Annotated in this window: 16 protein-coding genes; 14 read left to right on the forward strand and 2 right to left on the reverse strand. The window is 41.9% G+C overall.

The window, feature by feature from the left end:
• The first annotated feature begins 5 nt into the window (after nt 1-5).
• The 11 genes from FIV01_RS02090 (at nt 6) to FIV01_RS20925 (ending at nt 17,643) form a co-directional block, all read left to right on the forward strand.
• On the forward strand, nt 6-2,708 hold the full coding sequence (locus FIV01_RS02090) for a DEAD/DEAH box helicase (protein WP_152429515.1): 2,703 nt from the start codon (nt 6-8) through the stop codon (nt 2,706-2,708).
• Nucleotides 2,709-3,168: 460 nt separating this feature from the next.
• Nucleotides 3,169-3,639: a hypothetical protein gene (locus FIV01_RS02095; RefSeq protein ID WP_152429516.1), complete on the forward strand. Its 471-nt coding sequence runs from the start codon at nt 3,169-3,171 to the stop codon at nt 3,637-3,639.
• A 59-nt stretch (nt 3,640-3,698) separates the two neighbouring features.
• Complete coding sequence (locus FIV01_RS02100; protein ID WP_152429517.1) at nt 3,699-8,120, forward strand: PAAR-like domain-containing protein; 4,422 nt, start codon at nt 3,699-3,701, stop codon at nt 8,118-8,120.
• 11 nt (nt 8,121-8,131) lie between these two features.
• Nucleotides 8,132-9,082, forward strand: a complete 951-nt coding sequence (locus FIV01_RS02105) for a hypothetical protein (protein WP_152429518.1) — start codon at nt 8,132-8,134, stop codon at nt 9,080-9,082.
• A 144-nt stretch (nt 9,083-9,226) separates the two neighbouring features.
• Nucleotides 9,227-10,054 (forward strand): TnsA endonuclease N-terminal domain-containing protein, encoded by an 828-nt coding sequence (locus tag FIV01_RS02110; protein WP_152429519.1) that lies wholly within the window; start codon nt 9,227-9,229, stop codon nt 10,052-10,054.
• Nucleotides 10,038-12,128 (forward strand): Mu transposase C-terminal domain-containing protein, encoded by a 2,091-nt coding sequence (locus FIV01_RS02115; RefSeq protein WP_152429520.1) that lies wholly within the window; start codon nt 10,038-10,040, stop codon nt 12,126-12,128. Before FIV01_RS02110 ends, FIV01_RS02115 begins: the two co-directional genes overlap by 17 nt.
• Nucleotides 12,125-13,762 carry an AAA family ATPase gene (locus FIV01_RS02120; protein ID WP_152429521.1) on the forward strand — a complete coding sequence of 546 codons (1,638 nt, stop codon included), beginning with the start codon at nt 12,125-12,127 and terminating at the stop codon, nt 13,760-13,762. The genes FIV01_RS02115 and FIV01_RS02120 overlap by 4 nt, the downstream gene beginning before the upstream one ends.
• Complete coding sequence (locus tag FIV01_RS02125; protein ID WP_152429522.1) at nt 13,763-15,310, forward strand: TnsD family Tn7-like transposition protein; 1,548 nt, start codon at nt 13,763-13,765, stop codon at nt 15,308-15,310.
• The gene (locus FIV01_RS02130; RefSeq protein ID WP_152429523.1) at nt 15,265-16,863 is read left to right on the forward strand and encodes a Tn7-like element transposition protein TnsE; all 1,599 of its coding nucleotides are present in this window, start codon (nt 15,265-15,267) and stop codon (nt 16,861-16,863) included. The genes FIV01_RS02125 and FIV01_RS02130 overlap by 46 nt, the downstream gene beginning before the upstream one ends.
• Nucleotides 16,864-17,243: 380 nt before the next feature.
• A complete protein-coding gene (locus FIV01_RS02135; protein WP_152429524.1) occupies nt 17,244-17,453 on the forward strand; it encodes a glutamyl-tRNA reductase in 210 nt (69 codons plus the stop codon).
• Nucleotides 17,434-17,643: a DUF2520 domain-containing protein gene (locus tag FIV01_RS20925; RefSeq protein ID WP_172971804.1), complete on the forward strand. Its 210-nt coding sequence runs from the start codon at nt 17,434-17,436 to the stop codon at nt 17,641-17,643. Before FIV01_RS02135 ends, FIV01_RS20925 begins: the two co-directional genes overlap by 20 nt.
• A 252-nt stretch (nt 17,644-17,895) precedes the next feature.
• On the opposite strand, the gene FIV01_RS02145 is transcribed toward FIV01_RS20925, so the two are convergent.
• Nucleotides 17,896-18,219, reverse strand: a complete 324-nt coding sequence (locus tag FIV01_RS02145; RefSeq protein WP_152429525.1) for a hypothetical protein — start codon at nt 18,217-18,219, stop codon at nt 17,896-17,898.
• A 494-nt stretch (nt 18,220-18,713) separates the two neighbouring features.
• Between FIV01_RS02145 and FIV01_RS02150 the strand changes: the two genes are divergently transcribed.
• Complete coding sequence (locus FIV01_RS02150) at nt 18,714-19,238, forward strand: hypothetical protein (RefSeq protein ID WP_152429526.1); 525 nt, start codon at nt 18,714-18,716, stop codon at nt 19,236-19,238.
• A 33-nt stretch (nt 19,239-19,271) separates the two neighbouring features.
• Here FIV01_RS02150 and FIV01_RS02155 read toward each other — a convergent pair whose 3' ends face one another.
• Nucleotides 19,272-20,228 carry an IS110 family RNA-guided transposase gene (locus FIV01_RS02155; protein ID WP_152429527.1) on the reverse strand — a complete coding sequence of 319 codons (957 nt, stop codon included), beginning with the start codon at nt 20,226-20,228 and terminating at the stop codon, nt 19,272-19,274.
• A gap of 576 nt (nt 20,229-20,804) precedes the next feature.
• Here FIV01_RS02155 and FIV01_RS20690 point away from each other — a divergent pair.
• Together FIV01_RS20690 and FIV01_RS02160 are read left to right on the forward strand one after the other, a co-directional pair.
• Complete coding sequence (locus tag FIV01_RS20690) at nt 20,805-21,518, forward strand: PAS domain-containing protein (RefSeq protein WP_246210416.1); 714 nt, start codon at nt 20,805-20,807, stop codon at nt 21,516-21,518.
• Complete coding sequence (locus FIV01_RS02160) at nt 21,455-22,771, forward strand: methyl-accepting chemotaxis protein (protein WP_246210417.1); 1,317 nt, start codon at nt 21,455-21,457, stop codon at nt 22,769-22,771. Before FIV01_RS20690 ends, FIV01_RS02160 begins: the two co-directional genes overlap by 64 nt.
• The last annotated feature ends 80 nt before the right edge of the window (nt 22,772-22,851 follow it).

Below are 22,851 nucleotides of genomic sequence, written 5' to 3' on the forward strand. Positions count from 1 at the left end.
ACAGAATGTTTAAGCTAAAAGGTTATCAACAACGTGCCGTTGATGTGATGCAGTCCTTCCTTTCTCACTGTCTAAGCAGCGAAAATGTTGAAGCAGCGTACAAGTTGGCATTGGAAGAACAAGAACTCCCCCCACATTTTTATCGAGATTATGGCTTTGAGCAAGTGCCCTACTTCTGTATGCGTATTCCAACAGGTGGTGGTAAGACGGTTCTTGGTTCACATGCTGTAGAAGTCGCCGCACGTCATTATTTAGAGACGGAGGCTCCTATAGTACTATGGTTAGTCCCAAGTATTACGATCCGCCAACAAACGGTCGAAGCATTGAAAACACCAGGCCATCCCTATCGTGAAAAACTGGATACGGCTTTTAATCGCCAAGTACTGGTGCTCGATATTGATGAAGTGACTCAAATTCGCCCGCAAGATATAGGCAACAAAGCCATCGTGGTGGTATCGACTCTCGCTAACTTGAGAGTTTCTGATACCTCTGGACGTAAGGTTTACGCTTACCACGAAAACTTTGAGCCGCACTTTGCAAAAATACCAGCAAACCATCCTTCGTTACCACTTCTGGAGAGGGTTTCTGACGCGGATGTACAAGAAAATGGATTGAGCATTCGTGAGATTGGCAACATCAAATTTTCTTTTGCCAACCTATTAGCACTGTATCGACCAGTGGTGATTGTGGATGAAGCACACAATGCTCGCACTACTCTGACTTTTGATACGTTGCGACGGGTGCATCCTGCTGCTGTTATAGAGTTTACTGCCACACCAAACACGACAAATGCTAATGGTAGTAACATTCTATTTAATGTCTCGGCGGCCGAGCTTAAATCCGAAGAAATGATAAAATTACCGATTGTTTTGACCGAACATCAGAACTGGCAGGATGCAGTTCAAGATGCTGTCATTACCCGTAACAAGCTTCAGGTTGATGCTCAAAAGGATCAAGATTACATTCGGCCAATCGCTTTATTTCAGGCGGAGAACAGGCATGGTGCAGTCACAGTTGATGTTCTAAAAGGGCATTTGATCAACCAACTTAATATTGATGAAGATAAGATTGCTGTTGCAACGGGTACTCAAAGAGAATTGGATGGGATCGATTTATTTGACCAAAGCTGCCCTATAGAATACATCATCACGATTGAGGCACTCAAAGAGGGTTGGGATTGTTCTTTTGCTTATGTATTTTGCTCGGTCAAACAAGTCTCTTCTAGTAAAGATGCTGAACAGCTACTTGGGCGTGTGCTGCGTATGCCGTATGCCAGCCGTCGAACGATTGAAGACTTAAACCGTGCTTATGCACATCTTGCTACGTCGAAATTCGCAAAAGCAGCTCAAGAGCTGACTGATAAGCTTATTGCTATGGGCTTTGAGGAAATGGAAATAGCCGCATTTTTACGTGAACAAGCCCCTGCGGGAGGTCAAGTAGACCTTTTTGGTGATCAACAGGAACAAGTTCCTATAAAGCAGGCCTTACCCCCTGCCATTATAGTAGAGGTTGAGGATCTGCCAGATCTAACCGAGCTTTCCGAGTCAGAGAAGAAACAGATCACGATGACTCGGGATGAGCAAACTCATACCGCTGTAGTTAAAGTGACTGGTGAAGTTTCATCAAGTATACAAAAAGCCTTAACGAAGCATGTAAAAGCGGGTAAGAAGCGTAAAGCTTTTGAGCGTGATATTCGAGTGCATAATCAGGCAATTGAAGCGACGAAAGCACCGTCGGAACGGGGTGAAAAATTTGGCTCACTACCTTATTTATGTATGATGGAACAAGGTGAGCTGGAACTCGTTGAATCGGAAGTTTTTATTCACGCGCACAGTTGGGATCTTCTTAGCTACCCCGCGGAGTTGACTAACTTTGCCATGAATGAGACGAGCAATAGCTTTGCGATTGACATGGATGGTAAATCGCTAACCTACAAGGTTGCCAGCCAAAAGGAAGTTATCGCTTTCAACCAAGGCTTTATTGACGTTACAGAGCAGGATCTCGTCCGCTGGCTAGATAGGGAACTACGCCAACCAGATGTACTTCAGCATCAACTTGTTGGTTTCTTGGGGCGTCTAGTTAAAAACTTGCTGCAAAAGCCAAATTTGACCCTGACTGCTTTAGTTCGCAACAAATTCCCGTTGGCACGTGCTGTTCGAGACCTTATCCGCCTTCACCGAAAACAAGCTCAACAAATAGGATATCAAGCGAGTTTATTCGGTGCTGATAGCACAGCATGTGTATCTGATGAGTTTATGTATCACTTCGAGCCGAGACACTATCCATCTCGACCACCATACTATTCTGGTCGTTATAAGTTCACTAAGCACTACTTCCCACAAAATTTGATTGAAGACTTGAAGGCTGACGGTGAAGAATTCGATTGTGCCGTCGCCATTGATGGCTTACATCAAGTGAAATATTGGATTCGAAATCTTGTACGCCGAGATCACGCATCTTTCTGGCTTCCACTCGCTCATAACAAGTTTTATCCAGACTTCATTTGTGAATTGAAAGACGGGCGAATGTTGGTTGTTGAGTATAAAGGTAAAAACAGCGAAACAAATGACGATTCAGCAGAAAAACGTGCTATCGGAGATAAGTGGGCAGAGCTTAGCGATGGGCAGTGTCTATTTATTATGGCAGTAAAACAAGATAAGCAGGGTCGAAATGTTAGCCAGCAGATCCAAGCGTTAATTTCAAAGTAAATTCATTTAGCCACAGTCTTTTTATGGAGCCGAATCAACGGCTTCATAAAATATTGTAACTAGCAGCAACGTTTGACCACTTAGAGCCTGATTTTAGTCAGTTAATTAGTGGAGTACTTTAGATAGTCATGCTTTTCTTAATGTTGTTATTTTAAATGGCTTATCTTCATAGATATTTGAAGTTAGATAACATCCACTTGTCACAAGAGTCATATAATGTTTCGCACCCAATTCACATACTTAAGCCATTAAAAAATGTGAACTTCTGCTGCCTTTTAAATTAATTTTCTTCCTTAGATAGGCTTTTTAACAGGCGAATTTAATGGACATTATTCAAATGCCCCAAATTAACATTTCAAAACGTGCCTTTCTCTGGTGATTTTGACACTTGTTGCTGTTATTTCGACATTTTTCTTTCTTCTCAAGCAATGGTAGATTCGCCATTATCTGTAACCATTATATGAGTATCATTGCAATGAGCACCACAGAGCAGGGACCTAACAACGCATTTCGTTGTGCGCGTGTTGGGCAAATTAAACAGGTACATTCTGATAACAAACAAGTCCTGATTGATTTTGAGGGAAACCCCACTGACGAGCCTATATGGGCAAGCACGAGTGGTGATTTTACGTCTGAGCAGTTTGAGCTTGCCATTGATAATCAGCTTGATTGCAAAATTGAGTTTATGAACATGGACCCTTCGCTCCCCATATTAAAGGACATTCTTGTGTCCTGTCTTGATAGAAGGTCGCTGACGCTCAAGGCAGAGACAATGGTTTTAGAAGGGACAAAGGAAGTCACGGTAAAAAGCCAAGATACCTTTACCCACTACAATGGGCGCAGTGGCCGAGTGACGACTCAAGCAGAGACGATCACCACAGAAGCGGTAAAAAGTCACAAGATTAAAGCCAGAAAAATCAACTTAAATTAACCTCGCTCAATAGTTATCAAACTTTCATTATCAATCGCTTCCAAATACGAGAATAGAGTATGCCAGTTACTATCAACGCCAATGGATTAAGTATCGTTCACAAAGGGTCAGGCGGTGAAGCCAATGCAACCTCTCCTGATGTATGTTTAACGACTGTTGGTCCCGCAGTTGTGCCGATTCCTTATGGTAATAATGCGAAATCGGCCGATCTTGTTGATGGTACCACGACAGTCAGCGCTGACGGTGGCAACAGCATTGCCATTAAAGGCAGTAAATTTGCCAAAAGTACTGGCGACGCTGATGGTGACCAAAAAGGCATTTCGTCTGGGACGATTGAAGATGAAGCCGAGTTTATTTCTGCCTCAGCCAATGTGTTCATCGAGGGTAAAGGCGTGGCGCGCCTGAGCGACCAAATGACCATGAACAAGGGCAACACAACTTGCATGGCTGGGGTGCAGAACCCCTGTGTGACGGTTGATCCTATGTTGGATATTCCTTGCAGTGTTGAAGTATGTGTGCGTTACCCCAATGGCAAGCGGGTTAAGAATGCACTGTTTACATTGACCAATGAAGGTATTACGCCTGTTGGGGGAGGTATGTTAGACAGCACTGGCGAGTCTTATGTCTCTGGGCTGAAACCAGGCAAAATCAAGCTGATGATGGAAGAGAGCCAAGATGCTTTTTGTCTCTCCCCAGTTCGGCGCACCAATCCACATTGCATTGAAGAAATCAGTGACGATGACTTTTTCGATAAGGCGCGCAAACGTAATCAAGGCTTTTGGCAACCAACAAGGGTAGAAACTGGGCTGGCGCCATGGGGCGCAATTGGCCATGAGCTTACTACCGACCGCTATTTTCAAGATATTGTTGGGCTAGAAACGCGCCTGCATTATACCCACTTACACCCAGCAACCGAGTTCAGCTTAGAAAAATCCTGTGAGACCTTGGTTGGCAATCTAAATATGCCACTGCCACACACCACAGAAGCCATGCTCGCCTATAGCATGCCGATGATACTGGAAGAGGGTGAAATACTCTCGGCCATACTTCGCCTTGCGCCGTATGAAACCACAGATCGTTTGCTGGCTTTCATTCGCGCCCGTGGTGAGGGGAACCCGCAATCTTACCTTAACGATTATGATTGGGCGGCCGCGAAAAAAGCCGTGAATGAGAGCTTCGACAGCTTGCTGAAAAAGCTTCAATCTAGGTTGGAGTTTTTGCGCGACCAAGCCAGCAAGCTTAAATACGCCTATTTATCCGATGAGCTATTTAACAAGCACATCAACACCATTAAAGCCTATCTAAAAGGTTTACCTGAACTTATTGCAGGCGTATTTGCAAAAATGCAGCTTAGAGTGTCTATGCTGATGAGCAACACCGCCAACGTTAAGGTAATTAAAGCCAGCGATAATGTGTATTCTGCTGAAGCTGGAGTGATTAAGGCAGTGGTTAACACCACGCAAACCATCGACTTGGTCGAGCCCTTTATGAACGAAGTGGCGGGTAAAATTGCCGATGTGCTGCCCATTTACCCAGTGCGTTATGGTTATGCCAACTTCTTTGACACCATTATGCCCGCCCAAGCGCCGCCCACTCTGCCAGAAATGGCCAGCGCTTCAGGCCTTAATGAAACTGGCGGCTATATTTTGCGCCTGTTGCGTGAAGGCTGGATTTACATCAAAGAGGAAGAAGGAAAAGCCGATAATCAGCAGATCCATATCTTCCGCTACGCGCAAACCGAAACCGCCACCGGCGTGATTGAAAAGTTTGAGAAATACTATTTCACCAACGAAGAAAACGCTCAAGACGGCTTAACGCTGGATATCTCATCCGGCGCGACTTTCTATCCATTTGCTTTTGTCACCAATGGCACACAAAAAATCTCGATTGCTTACTCAGAGCACGAATGGGCCGCCGACATCATAGATAAGATGAACAGCGACCAAGAATGGCGCACCAAAGCCATGCAGCAAGTTGACATGATCGCCAGCGATGACTTTAGCGACACTGCCACTCAAGATACGTTAAGTAGTTTGGTGGAAGACTACCGCAGCCATGATGTGAAATGGCTAGCGGATCAAAACAAAGACAAGCCCAGTAAATACGGCTTGGATGTGTTCACCACGGCTAAAAACTACTACCTTGCTGCTGATGAGCTGGTTGAAACCATGCAAAAAAGCCACAGTGAACAAAAAGACGGTACTCTTGTCGCCTTGTTTGATCCTGTCGGGCGGCAGGCGGAAATGTCCTTTGTGCTATCACTGTTGGTTACGACAGAAAAAGCGGCTGATAACACGGATACTTACCCTAGAGTTATCGGTGACATAATTCGTGAGCTAATGAAACCCGATAAAGATCCTGAGATCCAACAAGCAGTGCAAGAAAACATCAATGTTGAGGCAATGACCAGTTTCTATGATGAGAGAGAAGCACTGTTTTCAGACTTTCAGGCGCGAAGAGTTGAAATACTCAAGCTGTTTTCAATGTTCGCGTTTGAAGATTTAGCAGACGGATCATTGGGTGCCCTTGATACTTATTTCGATATGTATTTCTCCGAGGAGTCTACCGATCCGTTTAAAGAAGTTCAGAAGCTCAACCACATTATGTCGAGTGTTATGGATGGTCTTGAGGGCACTAAGGAAGGTCATGATACGGCCATTAATATGATTAACTTGGCTTATGAGCAAGGTGCAAACAATATTTACCTGACTTACGAAGAAAAGCTCAAGCTGATCCTGCTTCAATGCCAAAGTACTGTTGATTGGGCTGAACTGGCTGCGACACTCGCCGATACAACGCATAATCTCCTAAAATTCTTCTGGAGCTGGGTGTCAGCGCTCGCCACCTATGGCTCCGATACGGTGGCTAAGACCGCCTTAAATTTAAAACCAGCGGCCTATTCTGGGCTACTCAACTTTATCCCCGATTTCTTTGAAAAAGGTTTTGGTATTGTTGAGCAAGGTGGCAACGTTAGAATTACTCTGGAGGAACTCGGAAAAATACTCGCCGAGCACATAGATTCCGTAGGGAAAAGTCATTTCAAAATGACTAGAACGCAATCGGTAATGCCGGCAGCCAGCAAATTAATCAAATGGGCTAGTGTAGAAAAAACAACCACGCTCCCTCGGCTAGAGACAGAGGCAGACAATAAAGCTGTTGCGTATTTAAAGCTGCCCAAGTACGGACACCGTTTTGCTAATTTTGACGCAGACACTGCGGCTAATTTGCTGGGTAAAACAGCCGATGGAGCCATCTCTATGCTGTCTTTAAGAGCCAACATCGATATGCTAGTGCAGTTGACTCAATCCAATCAATTTGAACAGGCGGACCCGACTAAAAGTCACGATTGGCTGTCTGCCAGTCAAGATTATGCGTTGGCAGTTGCCGCGTTATCGGCCGCGATTGTTGACCATAGTGCGGTTCAAAGAGCGCAACTGCTATTGGCAAAGAAAGCCCTGAACTCAGAGAAATTCTATCAAGCTGTATACACTGGCTTGTCTGGGCTGCTTGGCGCGATAACAAAAGGAGGCGCACACGCGGCTACTCGAGTAATTGACCATCGATTAGAGCAGCTTTCATTGCTAGTGCAATCTAAGATTATGTCAGGCTTGATTGGGGCGTCGAATTTAGCACTTGTTGCCTCCTCAGCGGTCGATGCTGTAGATGCCTATGAGACGGGAAATACAGGCCTGATGTATGCCAACATCAACTCTATGATAGCTTATTCCATGTTTGCTACAGGGCCCCTTTTGGCGTTGAGAAATATCTCCTCAGCGACTATTAGCTCTGGGTATTTTGCTTTGATAGGTTTCTCCCTTTTGATTGTGGCTGAGTCAATGAAACTAAAGTATGGCAAAACTGATCTGGAAAACTTGCTCTTTCGGTGTTTTTGGGGGAACAGCGATAAATATGCTTTTTGGTATTTTGAATCTGGTGGTAAGTTTGATATTTCAAAACGATTGGAATACAGCTCAAATATCTATGACGACCCAAAATTTATGTTGGCAATGGAAATAGAACAACAAGAGTTTAAGAACTTATTATTGCGTCCTGAGTTAAAAGTTTGGGTTGAGGAAGATCTATCACGGACCAAAAAAGTCTATGGTTATCGCATTGCATTGCCCAGTTATATAAAAGGGCAATCCAATCTTATTGGTATGGTATGCAGCAAAAAAATTGTGGATTATATCCAGCCAGTCAATCGTAAATGGGTCGAAGATGAAGCCGCGACAAAAGCATTTAAACAAGCGCTGAGCGCGGCGGCCAATAGTGAGGACTTTTTCCAATCTGAAATGATTAACGGAACCTTATATTTGAATTTTACGGTTGAGATGGAAAATAAGCCAGATGAAGAGCTGCACTTGCATTGGTACTACCAACAAAGCCCAGATATTATTGTCCCCAAACGTATGCTAACGTCGGACGGCGTTCTTGAAAAAACGTATTATGGAATGATTGATGATAAACCAAGCAATATTTAGCAGAGATTAGAATGAAAAGAAAAAACAGCCATGGTTTTTTATTTAGGTATCAATACCCACAAAAGCTAGTGAAATGGCGACAAGAATTTGCCAAGATCACTTCAATCAAACCTGAAGATGATCCACTTGAACCTTTTATGGAGGTCACAGATGATGTGCTTGCCGTGCGCAGCGCAAGAGATAACTTGCGGCTGCCGTTTCTTGCTCCATTAGTTATAGCCCTATGGTTTTTAGTATACACCTTTTCAAGTGATTTAGGTCCCAGCTCGCTGGCTCATGCTAGGGAAGTTCTGACTAGCTATCAAGTCAAAGAATCAATGGGGTATGAATTTAATGAATTTCACAGTAACCGTTATTCCTATTACAAAACCATGCTTGATGAGGATGGTAATTATACTCTTTGGAGTTACAGCCAAGCTGTATTTTCTTACGGAACAGAAACCCAGCAAAAATTTCTGATAAAAGACTTTGTTGTTTCTGGTGTTTCCCTAGGCTTGGCAATTTTCTTTAGCATTTTCTTTATTAATACTCCAAGACCTGCTGATATCTATTTCGATCGTAAAAAAGGGATTGTTTACACTTGGTTTTTTGGCCGTGTCGCTGCTTGTCGGTTTGAGAATTTAGGTTTTTTAGAACATAGAACAGGCTTGCAACTGTACCTTTATTGCGAAAACAAAAAAGGTAAAATTGGCTACTGTACTCAGCCCATCCTTATCCAGCCTACGGGCAAGGTGACATTGAATGGAGAGAAAGATAACGACTATTTCTTTGCTCAACTCTTCAATTATATGGATAAAGGCAAAAGCGCGTTAATCACAGGCGAGCACTTTTCGAGAGAGCGCCCAAGGACCTATTTTCGCATAGACAAGCGCCCAGAATCATTTGAAGAGCGATTAGACACCATTCTTGAGCTAGAGCATGAACTTCCTATTATGTACGGCCGAATAAAAGTGCCCAATTGATATCGATTGAATATCAGATAAATGCTGTTGGATTCAGATAGAGTAAATCTTGTGCATTGGAGGAACTTTTCAATAAAGTAATAAAGTTGCATACTAAATTTATTGTGTTTATGCTTGTTTGATAAATATTACGTAGTAGTTTGTATGGCAAAGAACAAGTATTCTCCCTCTGAAACCAAATATAAACGCTGGATAAAAGAGGGCAGAGGAAACGGTCATGGTATCGACTATCTTCCTTGGATAACAGTAAGAGATATTCCATCAGATGGCCGCTCTCACCGTGTTTTTGGTCATAAGAGCCAACGTACCCACCATTTGCTTTCAGACTTGGAACTTGCTGTCTTTCTCACTCTTGAATGGCGTTCTGATACCAAAGATATTCGAGAGCAGTTTCCTTTAGAACGCCAAGATACGCTTAACATTGCTTTGGACAATGGTATAAAACATCCCACTCAAGCAGGTGTAAACTTGTATATGTCATCAGACTTTGTGATAGACAGCTCCGATCCCAGCCGCCAACAGTATGTTATCCAAGCTAAATATAGTCAGTTTTTAGCTGATCCACGTGTTATTGAAAAGTTGGAGATTGAGCGCAGATATTGGCGACTGAAAAAAATCCCTTGGTTTCTGGTGACAGAGCTTAATGTTTCTCCAATTCTTACGCAGAACATCAGTTGGTTATATCCTGCTGAGCGAGATGAGATAGATGATGACGTTTTGTTAGAAAGAACGGCATTCTACGGAGAATTGTTTCTGCAAAACCCGACTAGAGCTGTTACTGATATTTGTAAACAGCTTGATAGCTCATATAACCAACCTGTAGGCTCTTCTATCTATGAAATCAGACAGTTATTAGCTAACCGTTGTTTCTATTTTGATATGTCCCAGCCGTTTCACTTGTTAAAAGGCCAGGACTTCATGGTAGAAAATATGGGGAACTTGATAGGATCTCGTGATGTTTCGAATCAATGAAGTTCTGAAGTATGAGCAACAAAGGTACAGAATTTTGAGTTGTTATGGTGACAACTTTGTTTGGATATCGATAGACAATAAAAGTGGTTTTCCAAGCATTATTGACTTAAATTCTTTGCTTTTGGCGGTTCAGGATGAATTACTACATCGAGTGGACGACCCCTATGCCTATCTCATGATGCTTTCCCCTGAAGAAGGCAGCATTGCTCAAGTAAAACGAGATCAAAATTATGAAATGATCAGTCCTATTATCCAACTTGAAGAGTATTATCAGCCTAAACAACGAGCGAAAGCGATAGATTTTGTGATGAGCAATCACAAAACGACTAAACAAACACTATATCGCTTAATCCGCCAATATTGGCAGCGTGGACAAACTGCGAATGCCCTTCTTCCTGATTATAAAAATTCTGGAGCGAAAGGCAAAAGGCGGACAGCGAAAGACAAGAAATTGGGGCGCCCCAGAAAGTATGAGCCTGGTACTGGGGTTAATGTTGATAGCTTTATTGAAAAATTGTTCAGAATTGCTATTCAGAAGTATTTGTTGACCGACAAGGGTTATTCTTTTCCATACGCTCATCGGCGCTTTAAAGATCGATACCAGACTTATTTTCCTGATGTTTCAGAGGAAGAAATTCCAACCAATTGGCAAATGAAATACTTCTATCAGCGTGAATATACGCAAGTAGAAAAAATAAAAAACCGATCCAGTCGCAACGTATATAACAAAGACTTTCGTCCTTTGACAGGAACAGCCACCATGAATGCTCTGGGGCCTGGTTCTCGCTTTGAGATTGATGCAACGATAGCAGACATTTATGTCGTTTCTGATGTAAACAGAAGCTGGATAGTTGGGCGGCCTGTGGTTTACATTGTCATTGATGTGTTCAGTCGATTAATTGTTGGCTTCTACATTGGTTTTGAAAATCCGTCCTATGTCGCGGCTATGCAAGCATTACAAGTTGCGATGACCGATAAAGTAGACTTGTGTAGTCAATTTGATTTAGATATTGAATCTAAAGATTGGCCCGCGATTGGTTTGCCAGACGCTATTTTGGCTGATAGAGGAGAGCTACTGGGGTATCAGATAGAATACTTAGAAAAAAGCTTTTCTGTCAGACTTGAAAATACACCGCCGTTTCGGGGAGATGCTAAAGGAATCGTTGAGCGTAACTTCAAAACGTTGCAAGCCGATTTCACCCCGTTTGCTCCTGGGTTCGTAACAGGAAATAAAGTCAAAAAGCGTGGTGGTAAGGATTATCGTCTTGATGCCAAGCTATCCATTTCTGATTTTAAAGAAATTATTCTTTCATCAATTCTCTATCATAATCAATACGATGTATTGAAGAAATATGACCGCTCTGCTGATATGCCTGTTGAGCTGCCTTCAATACCACTAGAGTTGTGGAATTGGGGCATTCAAAATCGTACTGGTCGTTTGCGCTCTGCTCCTGAACAATCAGTTAGGTTGAGTTTGCTCCCCAGAATCGAAGCTACGGTCTCCACGTTGGGAATATGTCTATTTGGTATCTATTATACCTGCCAAGAAGCTATTGCAGAAGGCTGGATGCATCGGGCTAAAGAAGTGTCTCGACCAGAGAAAATCTTGGTGGCATACGATCCTAGTTTAGTGGATGAGGTTTACCTATTTCCATGGAAAAGCAGTCGCGAACATTGGCTGTGTAAACTATCTGCACGGTCTAGAGAGTTCGTTAACTGTTCCTTTTGGGAAGTATGGCAACGTCAAGAACAGAAAAAACACACCACTGCTCAAAGTAAGGTGCGGGCTGAAAAGCATAAACGTGAACATGAGCGCAGGGTCGCTGAAAAAATACACGATGCGGAAAAGTTGAGCCCTGATTCATCAAAAACGTCTAATAGTGAACGCCTTTCCAGTATTCGCTCAAATCGAAAAGCTGAGTTGCACAAAGAACGGGAAGGTAGAAAGCCTACACCTAAAGTTGATGTGAAAGACACGGCAGAGGTGATTTTTTTGCACGATAGTCCCAAGGATGATTATAGCTATCCGAGCTATGTTGATGAGCTGTTCGACGAAGAGGATGATAGCGAGTGAGTTTGCCTATCGAGTACGTAACAGCGCAATATCAGGATACTGGCAATCCTTCATATAGGGGGAATCCTTTCATCGAAGCACTGCCTCCTATTATGGAAATTAGGCAACTTAAAGAAGGGTTGGAAGGTAAAGTCGATTTTTCATTAAAGCATTTGCAAGATAAACCTCGACAGCGAGCGCATATGGTCGCAGCGTTACTGGATGACTTCTTTCAGCCACTATCTCAGCATGTATTATTGGAAGAGCGTATTTCAATCATGGTACGCCGTGGTTATGTCAGTCGAAACCTTTTAGATGGTTCGCTCAATGAACATCTGCAAAATGGTTATCAGAGAGTGATGAGTGGTGACCTACAAAGTTATAAGTTTAGGAATGTGCTAACAACAGCAACCTGTTTGTCTCTGATTGGCTGTTCTGGCAGTGGCAAAAGCTCAACTCTTGATAGAATCCTAGCGACATATCCTCAGGTTATTTATCACGAAAACTATAATTTTTTCCAATTGAGCTATCTAAAAATCGAGTGCCCTAACAATGGTTCGCAGCAGAGCTTGTGCCTTAATTTTTTTAGAGAGGTCGATCGGAGGTTAGGGACAAATTATGAGAATACTCATGGTCGCAGGCGTCACGGGATACCAACGTTATTGGCTTTAATGAGTCAGGTTGCGAATGAACGCGCTATTGGTGTACTGGTCATTGATGAAATTCAACGCTTGAAAATTCGCAAGGCCGTTGGGCGAGAGCAAATGCTGGAATTTTTTGTTGAACTGGTGAACACGGTTGGGATACCGGTGATATTGGTTGGTACACCGAAAGCCCGACCATTGTTTGAAGTTGAGTTACAATCGGCAAGACGAACCACGGGTATAGGCTCTCTTTATTGGCAGCCCATGCCCCAATATCCTGAAAATCCGAACACCAAAAGCGAATGGGTTGCTTTTACGAATAAACTCTGGAAATACCAGTGGCTCAATCGGCGTGATGAAGTCCTTACCGATGAAATCAGAGATTGTTGGTATGAATTATCTCAAGGGGTTTTGGATATTGTTGTTAAGCTGTTTGTGTTGGCTCAGCTCAGAGCCATTGCCTCAAAACTAGAACGCATTACGGTTAAACTGTTGCGGTCAGTTTACGACGATGAACTAAAGCCCGTTCATCCTATGCTAGATGCGATCCGTCAAGGAAGTCCAGATTTAATAGCTAAATATTCTGATTTGCGAGTGGAAGATATTGATAAGCGCCTACTTAGCCTACAGCAGAAAATTAATCAGATCCCCAAAGAGCCTGAATTACCTTTTGGTCATATCGAGCAAGCAATGCGGCTATATAATTTGCTCCTACAAACAGGGTGCCAATCTAAAATACTTATCCCACTTGTTGAGAAAATTTTCCGAGAACAGCCTACGTTAACATTGCGTGAAATGATGCCTTTGATATTGGATTGGTATGATGAGGATAAACAGAAACCAAAATCGATGATCAAAGCACGTAAACAGACATTGATTAAACGATCTGATTGGCCATGCCTTGATAGTAGTGACTTGCGCTTTGTTTATTCACAACTCGATCAAAAAGAAGATATGTACAGTGCAATGAAGGACTGCCATCTTGTCTTGGATTTAAAAAAGGTGAGCTAAATGCTTGGCTTACCCATTCTGTATCCAAATGAATTGATATATAGCTTAGTGGCAAGAGCCAAAGTTCATAGTGGTATTACATCACCTAAACGATTACTCGATGAAATTTATGCAGATAGAAACCTTATCGCTACAGTTGATTTACCCAGTCACCTAGCTGAAATATCGAGGCAATATTCGGTAGCTTTAAACATCACGGTTCCTTTACTGATATATCGTCATACTTTGTTTCCTTTATATGCCCCTTTTATAGAAGAAAAGAGAAGACTAGCGGGTATCCGTTGGATGGAAAATCAGTCTAAGGGGAGAATTCATCTAAGTTTTGGGGTTGCTGCATCGTTAGTCAAGCAGCCCAATCAACTTCGGTATTGTCCCAAGTGTTTTGATGAGCAGATCGCACAATATGGTGAGAGGTACTGGAAACGGAATTGGCAAGTTCCAGGCGCTACGTGGTGCTCAGTACACCAAATACCGCTGTATGAATTTTCCATCCCACTGAACTATGAACATCGACATGAATTTTATGCTGCAAGTCGTTCTGTGAAGGATAGACAGCTTCATGACCTAAAGAGGGAATCTTTGAGGTGCAGTATTATGGCTAAACAGTTGCTAGAAACTGAACCTCAAGAATCTCCCACCGTTCACCAATGGACGTGTTATTACCGAGATTTGATTGTATCTTCAGGCTGTAATCGAGGCTCAAACTTAAATTATGGTGAAGTTTGCGATCGTATATATTCGCTCTGGCACAAAGATTGGTTGTTTTACAACCACTTAGCGCTAAGTGAAAAAGAAAGCTGTTGGGTGAAGAGCATTTTAAGGAAACATCGTAAATCATTCAGCTTTATTCAGCATATGATTATTCAGTCCAGCCTTTCTGATGAATATGTTCCGTTCTCTGAGGTATTAACTCAGGTAAAGCAATATCCTGAAAAAAGTAAAGCAGTATGTCAGGTTCCTCTGTCTCAGAAGATAAACAGAAAGAAGCGTTCTAAATGGCTGACAGTATTGAAGAAGTTCGGATGTGCTCATGCGAAGTCGAGGGGTTATCTAGCCTTGTACATGTGGCTGTACCGACATGACTACATTTGGTTGATGAGAGTTAATAAACGATATCAACGCCCCATGACATATATAAATAACCGTGTTAATTGGAACAAAAGAGATCGCTTGTTTGTTCGAAAACTTTCTAAGCTACTCGATAGTTTTGAAGAGGATCATTATTCCCCGCGTCGTTCAAGTACGTTTTTATTATCAAGGCTTGGTCTTAGAACATGGTCTCACAGAATATCGGGGAAACTACCTTTGACCAGACAATTTCTTGATAGGTATTCAGAATCAGTAGAGCAGTATCAAATTCGCCGATTGACCAACCAGTACATTTCTTTTTATTTACAGAATACTGAGATCCAGAGGTGGCGTTTATTACGATCAGCAGGACTTAGTGAAGAGCGGTTGACGTTATTGGCTCAATGTTTTTTATCAATGCTAATGGAAGGTGTATGGGAAACTATAGATTTAAACACATCCCTGAAGACGCAGTTATAATGGGAGTGGGCTCTTTATTTAAGAAAAATAGTAATGTTCTTTGGGGAATTAACCTCAGTTTTTCAAAAAAATTAGATCGTCCGTCGATTCCAATTGCAGGAGTCCCCTTGATTCGGCGGTATAAAACATTGAGTTATAAACAGTCGAATAAGGTAAAAGGAAAGCGGCTTAGTTTTACTGTTAATGATGCTCAACGCTGGCAGCGAAAGCGTTTAAATGAGTGCCCAGCTTTTCATTCTATGACAAATGCCAAAGACCCTCAGCAGTGGTGCTTTGAGTTTTCTGTTGATGATGGGACGTCGGTTTTTCTCCCGCAACTTGAACTGGCTCGTGTTCTTTTTTTGCATGACAACTACATGTCTAGAATATGCTTGGAGCACGGTAAACTATCATCAGACTTTAATATCACTAGTTTGGGGGAGCATTGGCAAATTAATGTAATGCCAAGTTCTAAATATCCCATAGCAGCTTATAACGATGAGCGCTCTCGGCGATTTTTGAGTTGGATATTGATCGATGCTGAGGCTAGAGCTTCCTTTGAAAGTATTCATCAAACCATGATGAGGGAGCATACGAATCGGGGGCAGTATCAATTCTGGGATTTCTCTTTTACTCCTCCCTCTTTAAACGGAACAAAAATCGAAGTTACCGGATGGCATGACTGGAGCAGCGACAGCTTTTTTGTGTGGGAAATTAGAAGAGTAGAGGACCTTCCTTCTTCAATGCCTGATGAACTGGATTTCTATCACCCAGATTTCAGAAGACAAGTTACAGGTCAGGGAGGGGGAACTTTCTCAAGCAAGCCTCAGCGCCCAGAGGAGCATGAACTTGACGATGAAGAAGATGCCGATCCTGATAAAAAACGGGTTTCTCTTGATACCGAGTCGGTTGGTTTATCATTTCTAAACCCATTCAAAACCAATCGAGTGACCGATAAAACTCGAAATGCCAGCCGTGGCAAACCGGACGAAAATGAACCTGGGGAGAATATCCCTAATAAGCTATCCCCCAATGGTGATAGTATAAAGGGGACAATTGCAGGAGCTGATTATGATGTTCTTAATGATGAAAGTGACGATGCTCATTTATACGCGAGTAAGTTTGACATCTTCTTTCAGGTGGTTGATAGACTAGAAGCAAATCATGAATGCAAAATTTATCGTTATCCGATACGAAAGTTGCCTAAACTTGCACGCTGCACTAAACATATGATGGCAGATGACTTGAACCCTAGATGTATGGCCGTCATTAAAGTGACCTATAAGGGAGAAATATTTCATTTGATTGAAGTGGATACGTCGGATGCAAAAAAATCGATTTCGACCATGGTCTTAAAGTTGAAGGATAATAGTGCTTTAGAGGAGCAAATTGGGGAGTTAGAAATACGACTGCTGAAAAAATCACTATCTTGGCCGCGTGACTACATCTCGTTAATTTGTGGTGAGGGCAACTTTAAAGGAATCTCCCACCCATCATGCAAGCATAAAGGCTTCATTGATCCTGCTGATATCGATAAGTGGGCTGGATGGTTTAAAGTATGGCTGGACAATTGATTCTAGTATGAAACTTTAATACTCGTAATATCCCCTTCTGAAGTGAGTAACTACGATTTAGTATGATACTTTATTTTTTTTAAGCCTCTGTTGAGTACCGTAGAACCTAGCCTGACACGGTTCTTAGTATGAAACTTTATTCCTCTCCTACAGTTTATGTGAGAGAGTAATAAAGTATCATAATAAATGGCAGCGTTGATATCGAGACGCTGCCATTTCTAAATCTAAAATACCCAGAAAACTACCCTTCATCAATATACAAGCGAGTATTGAATTAACTCTCTTTCCCCGATAATGTGTTCATGAATTTCTTATTAATCTATTGATTATTATATCTATATTTAGATTGTGTCAGTTAATTATTTAGCTTGGGAATAAGTATGAGAATAAATATTGTGGGGGCAGGTCGTGTTGGTCAAACACTTGGAAAACTTCTTGTCGATACTAGAGTTGTGCATGTGGGTTCGATTTATAACAGAACCAGATTAAACGCTGAAAAATCGGCTGCATTTATTGGCGAAGGAACTCCTATTACCGACTTGGCTGATATGGAGCAAGCTGACTTGTATATTGACAGGACCAATAGCTAGAGGAGACTCCGAGACCGCAAAGAAACATTTAGATGCTTTAAAAAATGATGATGGGATGCTTTCGGATGTTTACTGCTCTCTTGGGAAATGGGCATTAAGTCTTTCGAAAGAGCAAGGTAGTGCAACAACAGAGTCCCTTGAAAATATTCAAATTTATTTAAACCAAAACAATACATTCAATAAAAAATAAATTTTCAATTATGATTAAGAACAATAAAAATATAAAGGCTTGTCTGGCTGGTAACGTCATAGAGTGGTATGAATTTTCATTTTTTATTGATCTCTCAACTTCTGTCGCTCAGAGCATCGGTTATGCAGGGAGTAACTAAAACAGTTGGTTAAATTTACTTTTAGTATATTCGGTAGGTTTTTTATTTCGGCCAATAGGTGCTAACTATTGAGGCAAAACCAAAGACTAGCTGAATGAGCTTAACATTTAGGACTACCAGACGTAGAACTTAAAACAGAGCATAACGAAAATAGCGGTAATCATTCCTAGCCAGCCTAATGCTCGTGTGACTACTTCAGATGATTGGCCATTAAAATGGGGGAGCAAAATAGCGCCTAAAGAAACAAGTGGCATAAAGCCATAGAGCTGACCATCATACTTGGTCGTCATTGCTGGAAAAGGAGGAATAACCTTGTAAACAAATAGGTAGACAAGGTAAACCAACATGGCGATAGATGCTTGTTTTTTGCTGGTATCACTTCCAGAGCAAAATAGAAAATAGACAGCTAAAGCTAAGAAAAATAATAGGTCAATCATACGATTATTGAGCTCAGAGGCTTTGATATCTAAAAGAAGATTATTTCAGTCTGTTCGGTTAGCGGCATGTATTTGTCCCAACTATTTGATGCGTTGCAAGTAGCGAATCTCTATGCTTGAAACGACGATTTTGGGAGGTCATGCGTTGTTCCAACAATTTTCTATTCAAACTCACTTTTTGTCCATCAATATACCAAACGACCAGTTGATGCAAAACAAAACTTGCACTAATTGGTTTTGGCCCCAAAGCTACTTAGATTAAATACTCTACATAATTCAGAGGGCGTGCGTTTACCCTACTAAAAATTATTCGATTGCGTTGATAACTCATCACTCCCGTTACTAGGCGACATCTTGCAGTCTAACTTGCTTTTATGTGGTATAACGTATTGATTGTTCGTTTAGTTAATATGAAGATGAATGCATTATCGAGGAATTAATGACGACAATTTGTCGTCTAATAAGCGTTAGCTGATTTAAAAGGATTATCACATATGCGTAAACTTATTATTTTATCAATTTTGGCATGCTTTAGTGCTATCACTGTAGCGGATAGTACATCGTCTTACGTGGGGCAAGAATTAAGAGGAATTAAGGCATTATCGCAAGAAAAAATTCGAGGTTTACTCGACGGAAACGGTTTGGGTTATGCAAAAGTAGCTGAACTCAATGGCTATCCTGGTCCTGTACATGTTTTGGAGTTGTCTAAGGAACTACAACTTAGTGAGGAGCAAATCGAGCAGACTGAAGAACTCTTTAATAAAATGCAAAATAACGCTAAGGCTCTTGGCTCTGATTTGATTGCAGCGGAGAAAGAACTTGAAATGGCCTTTGTTTCTGGCGTGGTCTCTGAGAGTAAAGTAACGAGTAGCATGCAAAATATTGCTTTAATTGAAGGCAAATTACGAGCGGTTCATGTAAACGCACATTTAGCACAAAAAGCGCTCCTTACTCCACACCAAGTACATAAATACAACAAGTTACGAGGTTATAGTTCTAAGGGACACCAACATCACTGAAAATCAGCTAACAAACGACTATGGCGTCAATAACTAATTTTTAGCTATGTTCCTATCCCACATGACGCCATCTCTTAGCATCGTATTTAAGATCACTACCATCTTGCGAACACATGCAATGATAGCGACCTTTTTGGGTTTTCCTGCTGCTACAAGTCTTGTGTAATTGGCCTTGAATACGGGGTTACATTGCATTGCTGACATCATAGCCATGTATAGAACTGTCCGAACTTGTGTACGTCCACCTTGGATTACTCGCTTGCCCTTGTAGCGCCCACTTTCTCTCGTTATTGGGGCAACGCCAATGAGAGAAGCGGCTTGTTTATTGGTGATGTAACCTAACTCAGGTACATTACTGATTATCGATGCTGCTGCGATGTTTCCGATGCCTGGAACGCTTTGTAGAATTGTATTTTTAGCCTGATATTCAGGACTATCTTCAATGAGTTTAACAAGCTTACTTTCAATCTTGGTAATTTGATTCTTCATAGCTGTAAGCATTGGTTTGATTGTTGAATGCAGATTTTTAGGCAGTACTTGTATACGGTTCTTTTCCATTGTCTGCATTGATAGCAACTGATTTCTTCGAATGACTAAGTCACTCATTAATCTTATGTTTTCTGCTTTTATGATAGTTAATTGAGGCTTAATGGCTTCACCATAGTGTGCAATGAGTTCAGCGTCTAAACGATCATTTTTAGCTCTTCGACCAATAGCACCAGCAAAGCGTTTAATGTGTACAGGGTTGGCACGGACAATAGGTAAATTGGCCTCGGCGCATGCTAGCACAAATGGCATCTCTAAGCGGCCTGTAGCTTCAATTACGATGCGTTCAGGACTGTATTTATTTATGATTCTTAATGCTTCTTTGATACCTTTGTCTGTGTTTTCTACTGAGAAAAATATGTCTAACGGTCTGATGTGGATATCTAATTGTGTTTTCCCGGTATCAACTCCGACGTTGATGTTTTGCTTCAATTTATTATTCATAATGAGCTAACTCTTGCTTGCGTAATGCGGGTTCGAGACCCAGTCGACTATTCGAGGTTTATGCTTGGAGTCCTATGTAGTGTTCATGTTTGTTATCGGTCTCTCAACAGAGGAGCCAGCGTTTAAACGAACTACTACATGGAAAGCTTTAGTTGCAGCTAAAGCCTGGGTCTCACATTACCCGAAACTGGTCGATTTAGAGGGACAATTTCCCATACAAACGTTTAAGGTTTCAAGATACTTTTTCTAATCTGGTAGCAGTAATTTAGAACAACCAGTCTAAATGCCTTTTGTCCACCTTTGACTCAGCGAGATCTGCGCTGGCTCCATTTCTGTCCCAAAGTTTGTTGCGCTTCTAAGTACTTTAATAGAAAGTCGGCTAGTTCTTATATGCAAGAAGTAAGGCTCGGTAAAACTAAGCCCTGATCCTGTTCGCATTGTTCTCTATGGACATGCGATAGAGTTCATTGTTCTGCAGGAGCTACCCTATGCATAGTATTTGGTCTACTATAATTGGATAATTATTACTAATTTTGTCGTTGGCTTTCAACAGCACAGTCGTTTGGAGAAAGCACTATGAAAGACAATGGACCCGTTACTCAGAGGGAAGTGTTCTTTGATGACAGAAACGATTTGGTTTCGGTCACCGATATTCAGGGAAAAATAAAGTTCGTTAACGATGACTTTGTGTCCATTAGTGGTTTTTCACGAGAAGAGTTGACTGGGAAAGACCATAATATTGTCAGGCATCCAGATATGCCGCCAGCCGCGTTTAAAAGTTTATGGAGTAACGTTCGAGCAGGTAAAATTTGGCGAGGCATTGTCAAAAATCGTTGCAAAAATGGTGATCATTACTGGGTCGATGCTTTCGTCTCTCCGATCATGAAGAAGGGTAAGCTGGTCGGTATACAGTCGGTCCGTTCACAACCGTCGAAACAACAGGTGGCTGATGCGGAAGCCTTATACAAAAAAATGCGCAGTAACGCCTCTCTTGAACTTCCTGGTCCAACACTGCTAGAGCGAATGACATTCAACCAGTTTTTCTCACTCTCTCATCTGATATTGATGCTCGGTGGGGCAATTTTTGCCGGCCAATCTTTCTTCTCAGACCACCTGACCAACGCTTTGGCCGCGGTGATTTTAACGGTTATTGCCGCCCTCAATTGGTTCGTTATTCGATATCGAATCTTAACTTCAGTGAAAGAGACTGAAGATCTGATTAAAAAATGTCTCAAGGAGATCTGTCTACGAAAATCAACTTGTCCAGACAAGACGAGATCGGCAGTCTAAACCAATCAGTCAAAATGCTGCAAGCACGTTATAAAGCGATTCTTAGCCAAGTTGTTGGAGCGTCACAAAAAGTCGTCGAAGACTCAGATAAGGTGTCGTCGGACAGTTTCCACATGCAGCAGATGATGGCCTCACAATCATCCCACACTTCTCAAATCGCCAGTGCAATGACACAAATGGCGGCAACCGTGCAACAAGTGACGGAAAATACCATCCAAACCTCGCACACAGCGCTCGAAACGCAAAAAAATGTCCAGGCTGGCGATGAGCTGATAGAGCAAGGTTTAGAGAAGCTTTCCAACTTCTTGGTCGAGTTAGATGCAACCATTACTCAGATAGCACACGTGTCTGAACAGAGCCAAAGTATAGGGCAAGTGACGAAAACGATAAGTGAGATTGCTGAGCAAACCAACCTACTGGCATTGAACGCTGCCATTGAGGCTGCTCGTGCGGGAGAGCAAGGACGTGGTTTTGCTGTAGTAGCTGATGAGGTGCGTAGTTTGGCGCAGAGAACACAAACCGCGACAGAAGACATTAATTCGATGCTAGAAAGCCTACAGAAAGGCGTTCAAGACTCGTCGACAAGAATTTCTGAAAACAACACTCTTGCTCAGAATGCCTATGAAGGTGTCTCTAAAGCCAGAGAAACCTTCTCCGATATTATTCATCAAGTCAGCCATGTTAATGATATGAGTACGCAAATAGCTGCGGCATCGGAAGAGCAATCTACAGTCGTTCAAGATATGAACAAGTCGGTAGAAGTCATTAGCGAAAAAAGTGTTCACACTGAAGAGAGCGCCCTTCATCTTCAGAACAAAGCCAAAGCTTTAAGTCAGCAAGCCTTAGAACTAAGAGAACAATTAGCAGACTTTAAACTGAGTGGTGTTAAACGGATTGATTTCACTGATATTAAAAACGCCCACTTAGCTTGGAAAACGAAGGTTCGTTCGTACTTGAATGGTGATCATGAAGCACTAGACAAAAAAGTCGCCTGTGACCATCATTTCTGTGCATTGGGCAAATGGTACTACGGAGAAGGGAAAAGCCTTTATGGTTCTGAGGCCACATTCAAAGCGCTAGAACCACCTCATGCGAAACTACATGGTGTCATTAAGGATGTACTCGAATTGATAGACCAAGGTCAACACGAAGATGCGAATAGAGTCTTTGAGCAAATAGAGCCAATATCGAAAGATGTTGTGCGTAAAATTTCTGATCTTGAACGAGCAATTAATCAGAAAATATCACGATGAAATGACACTTAGTGAATTGTTTCTTGAAAAACATGCATCAATAAGTTTCGGTAACATCGACAAACTTATATACATTGCGA

The sequence above is a fragment of the Vibrio aquimaris genome (assembly GCF_009363415.1).
Classification (GTDB): Bacteria; Pseudomonadota; Gammaproteobacteria; order Enterobacterales; family Vibrionaceae; genus Vibrio; species Vibrio aquimaris.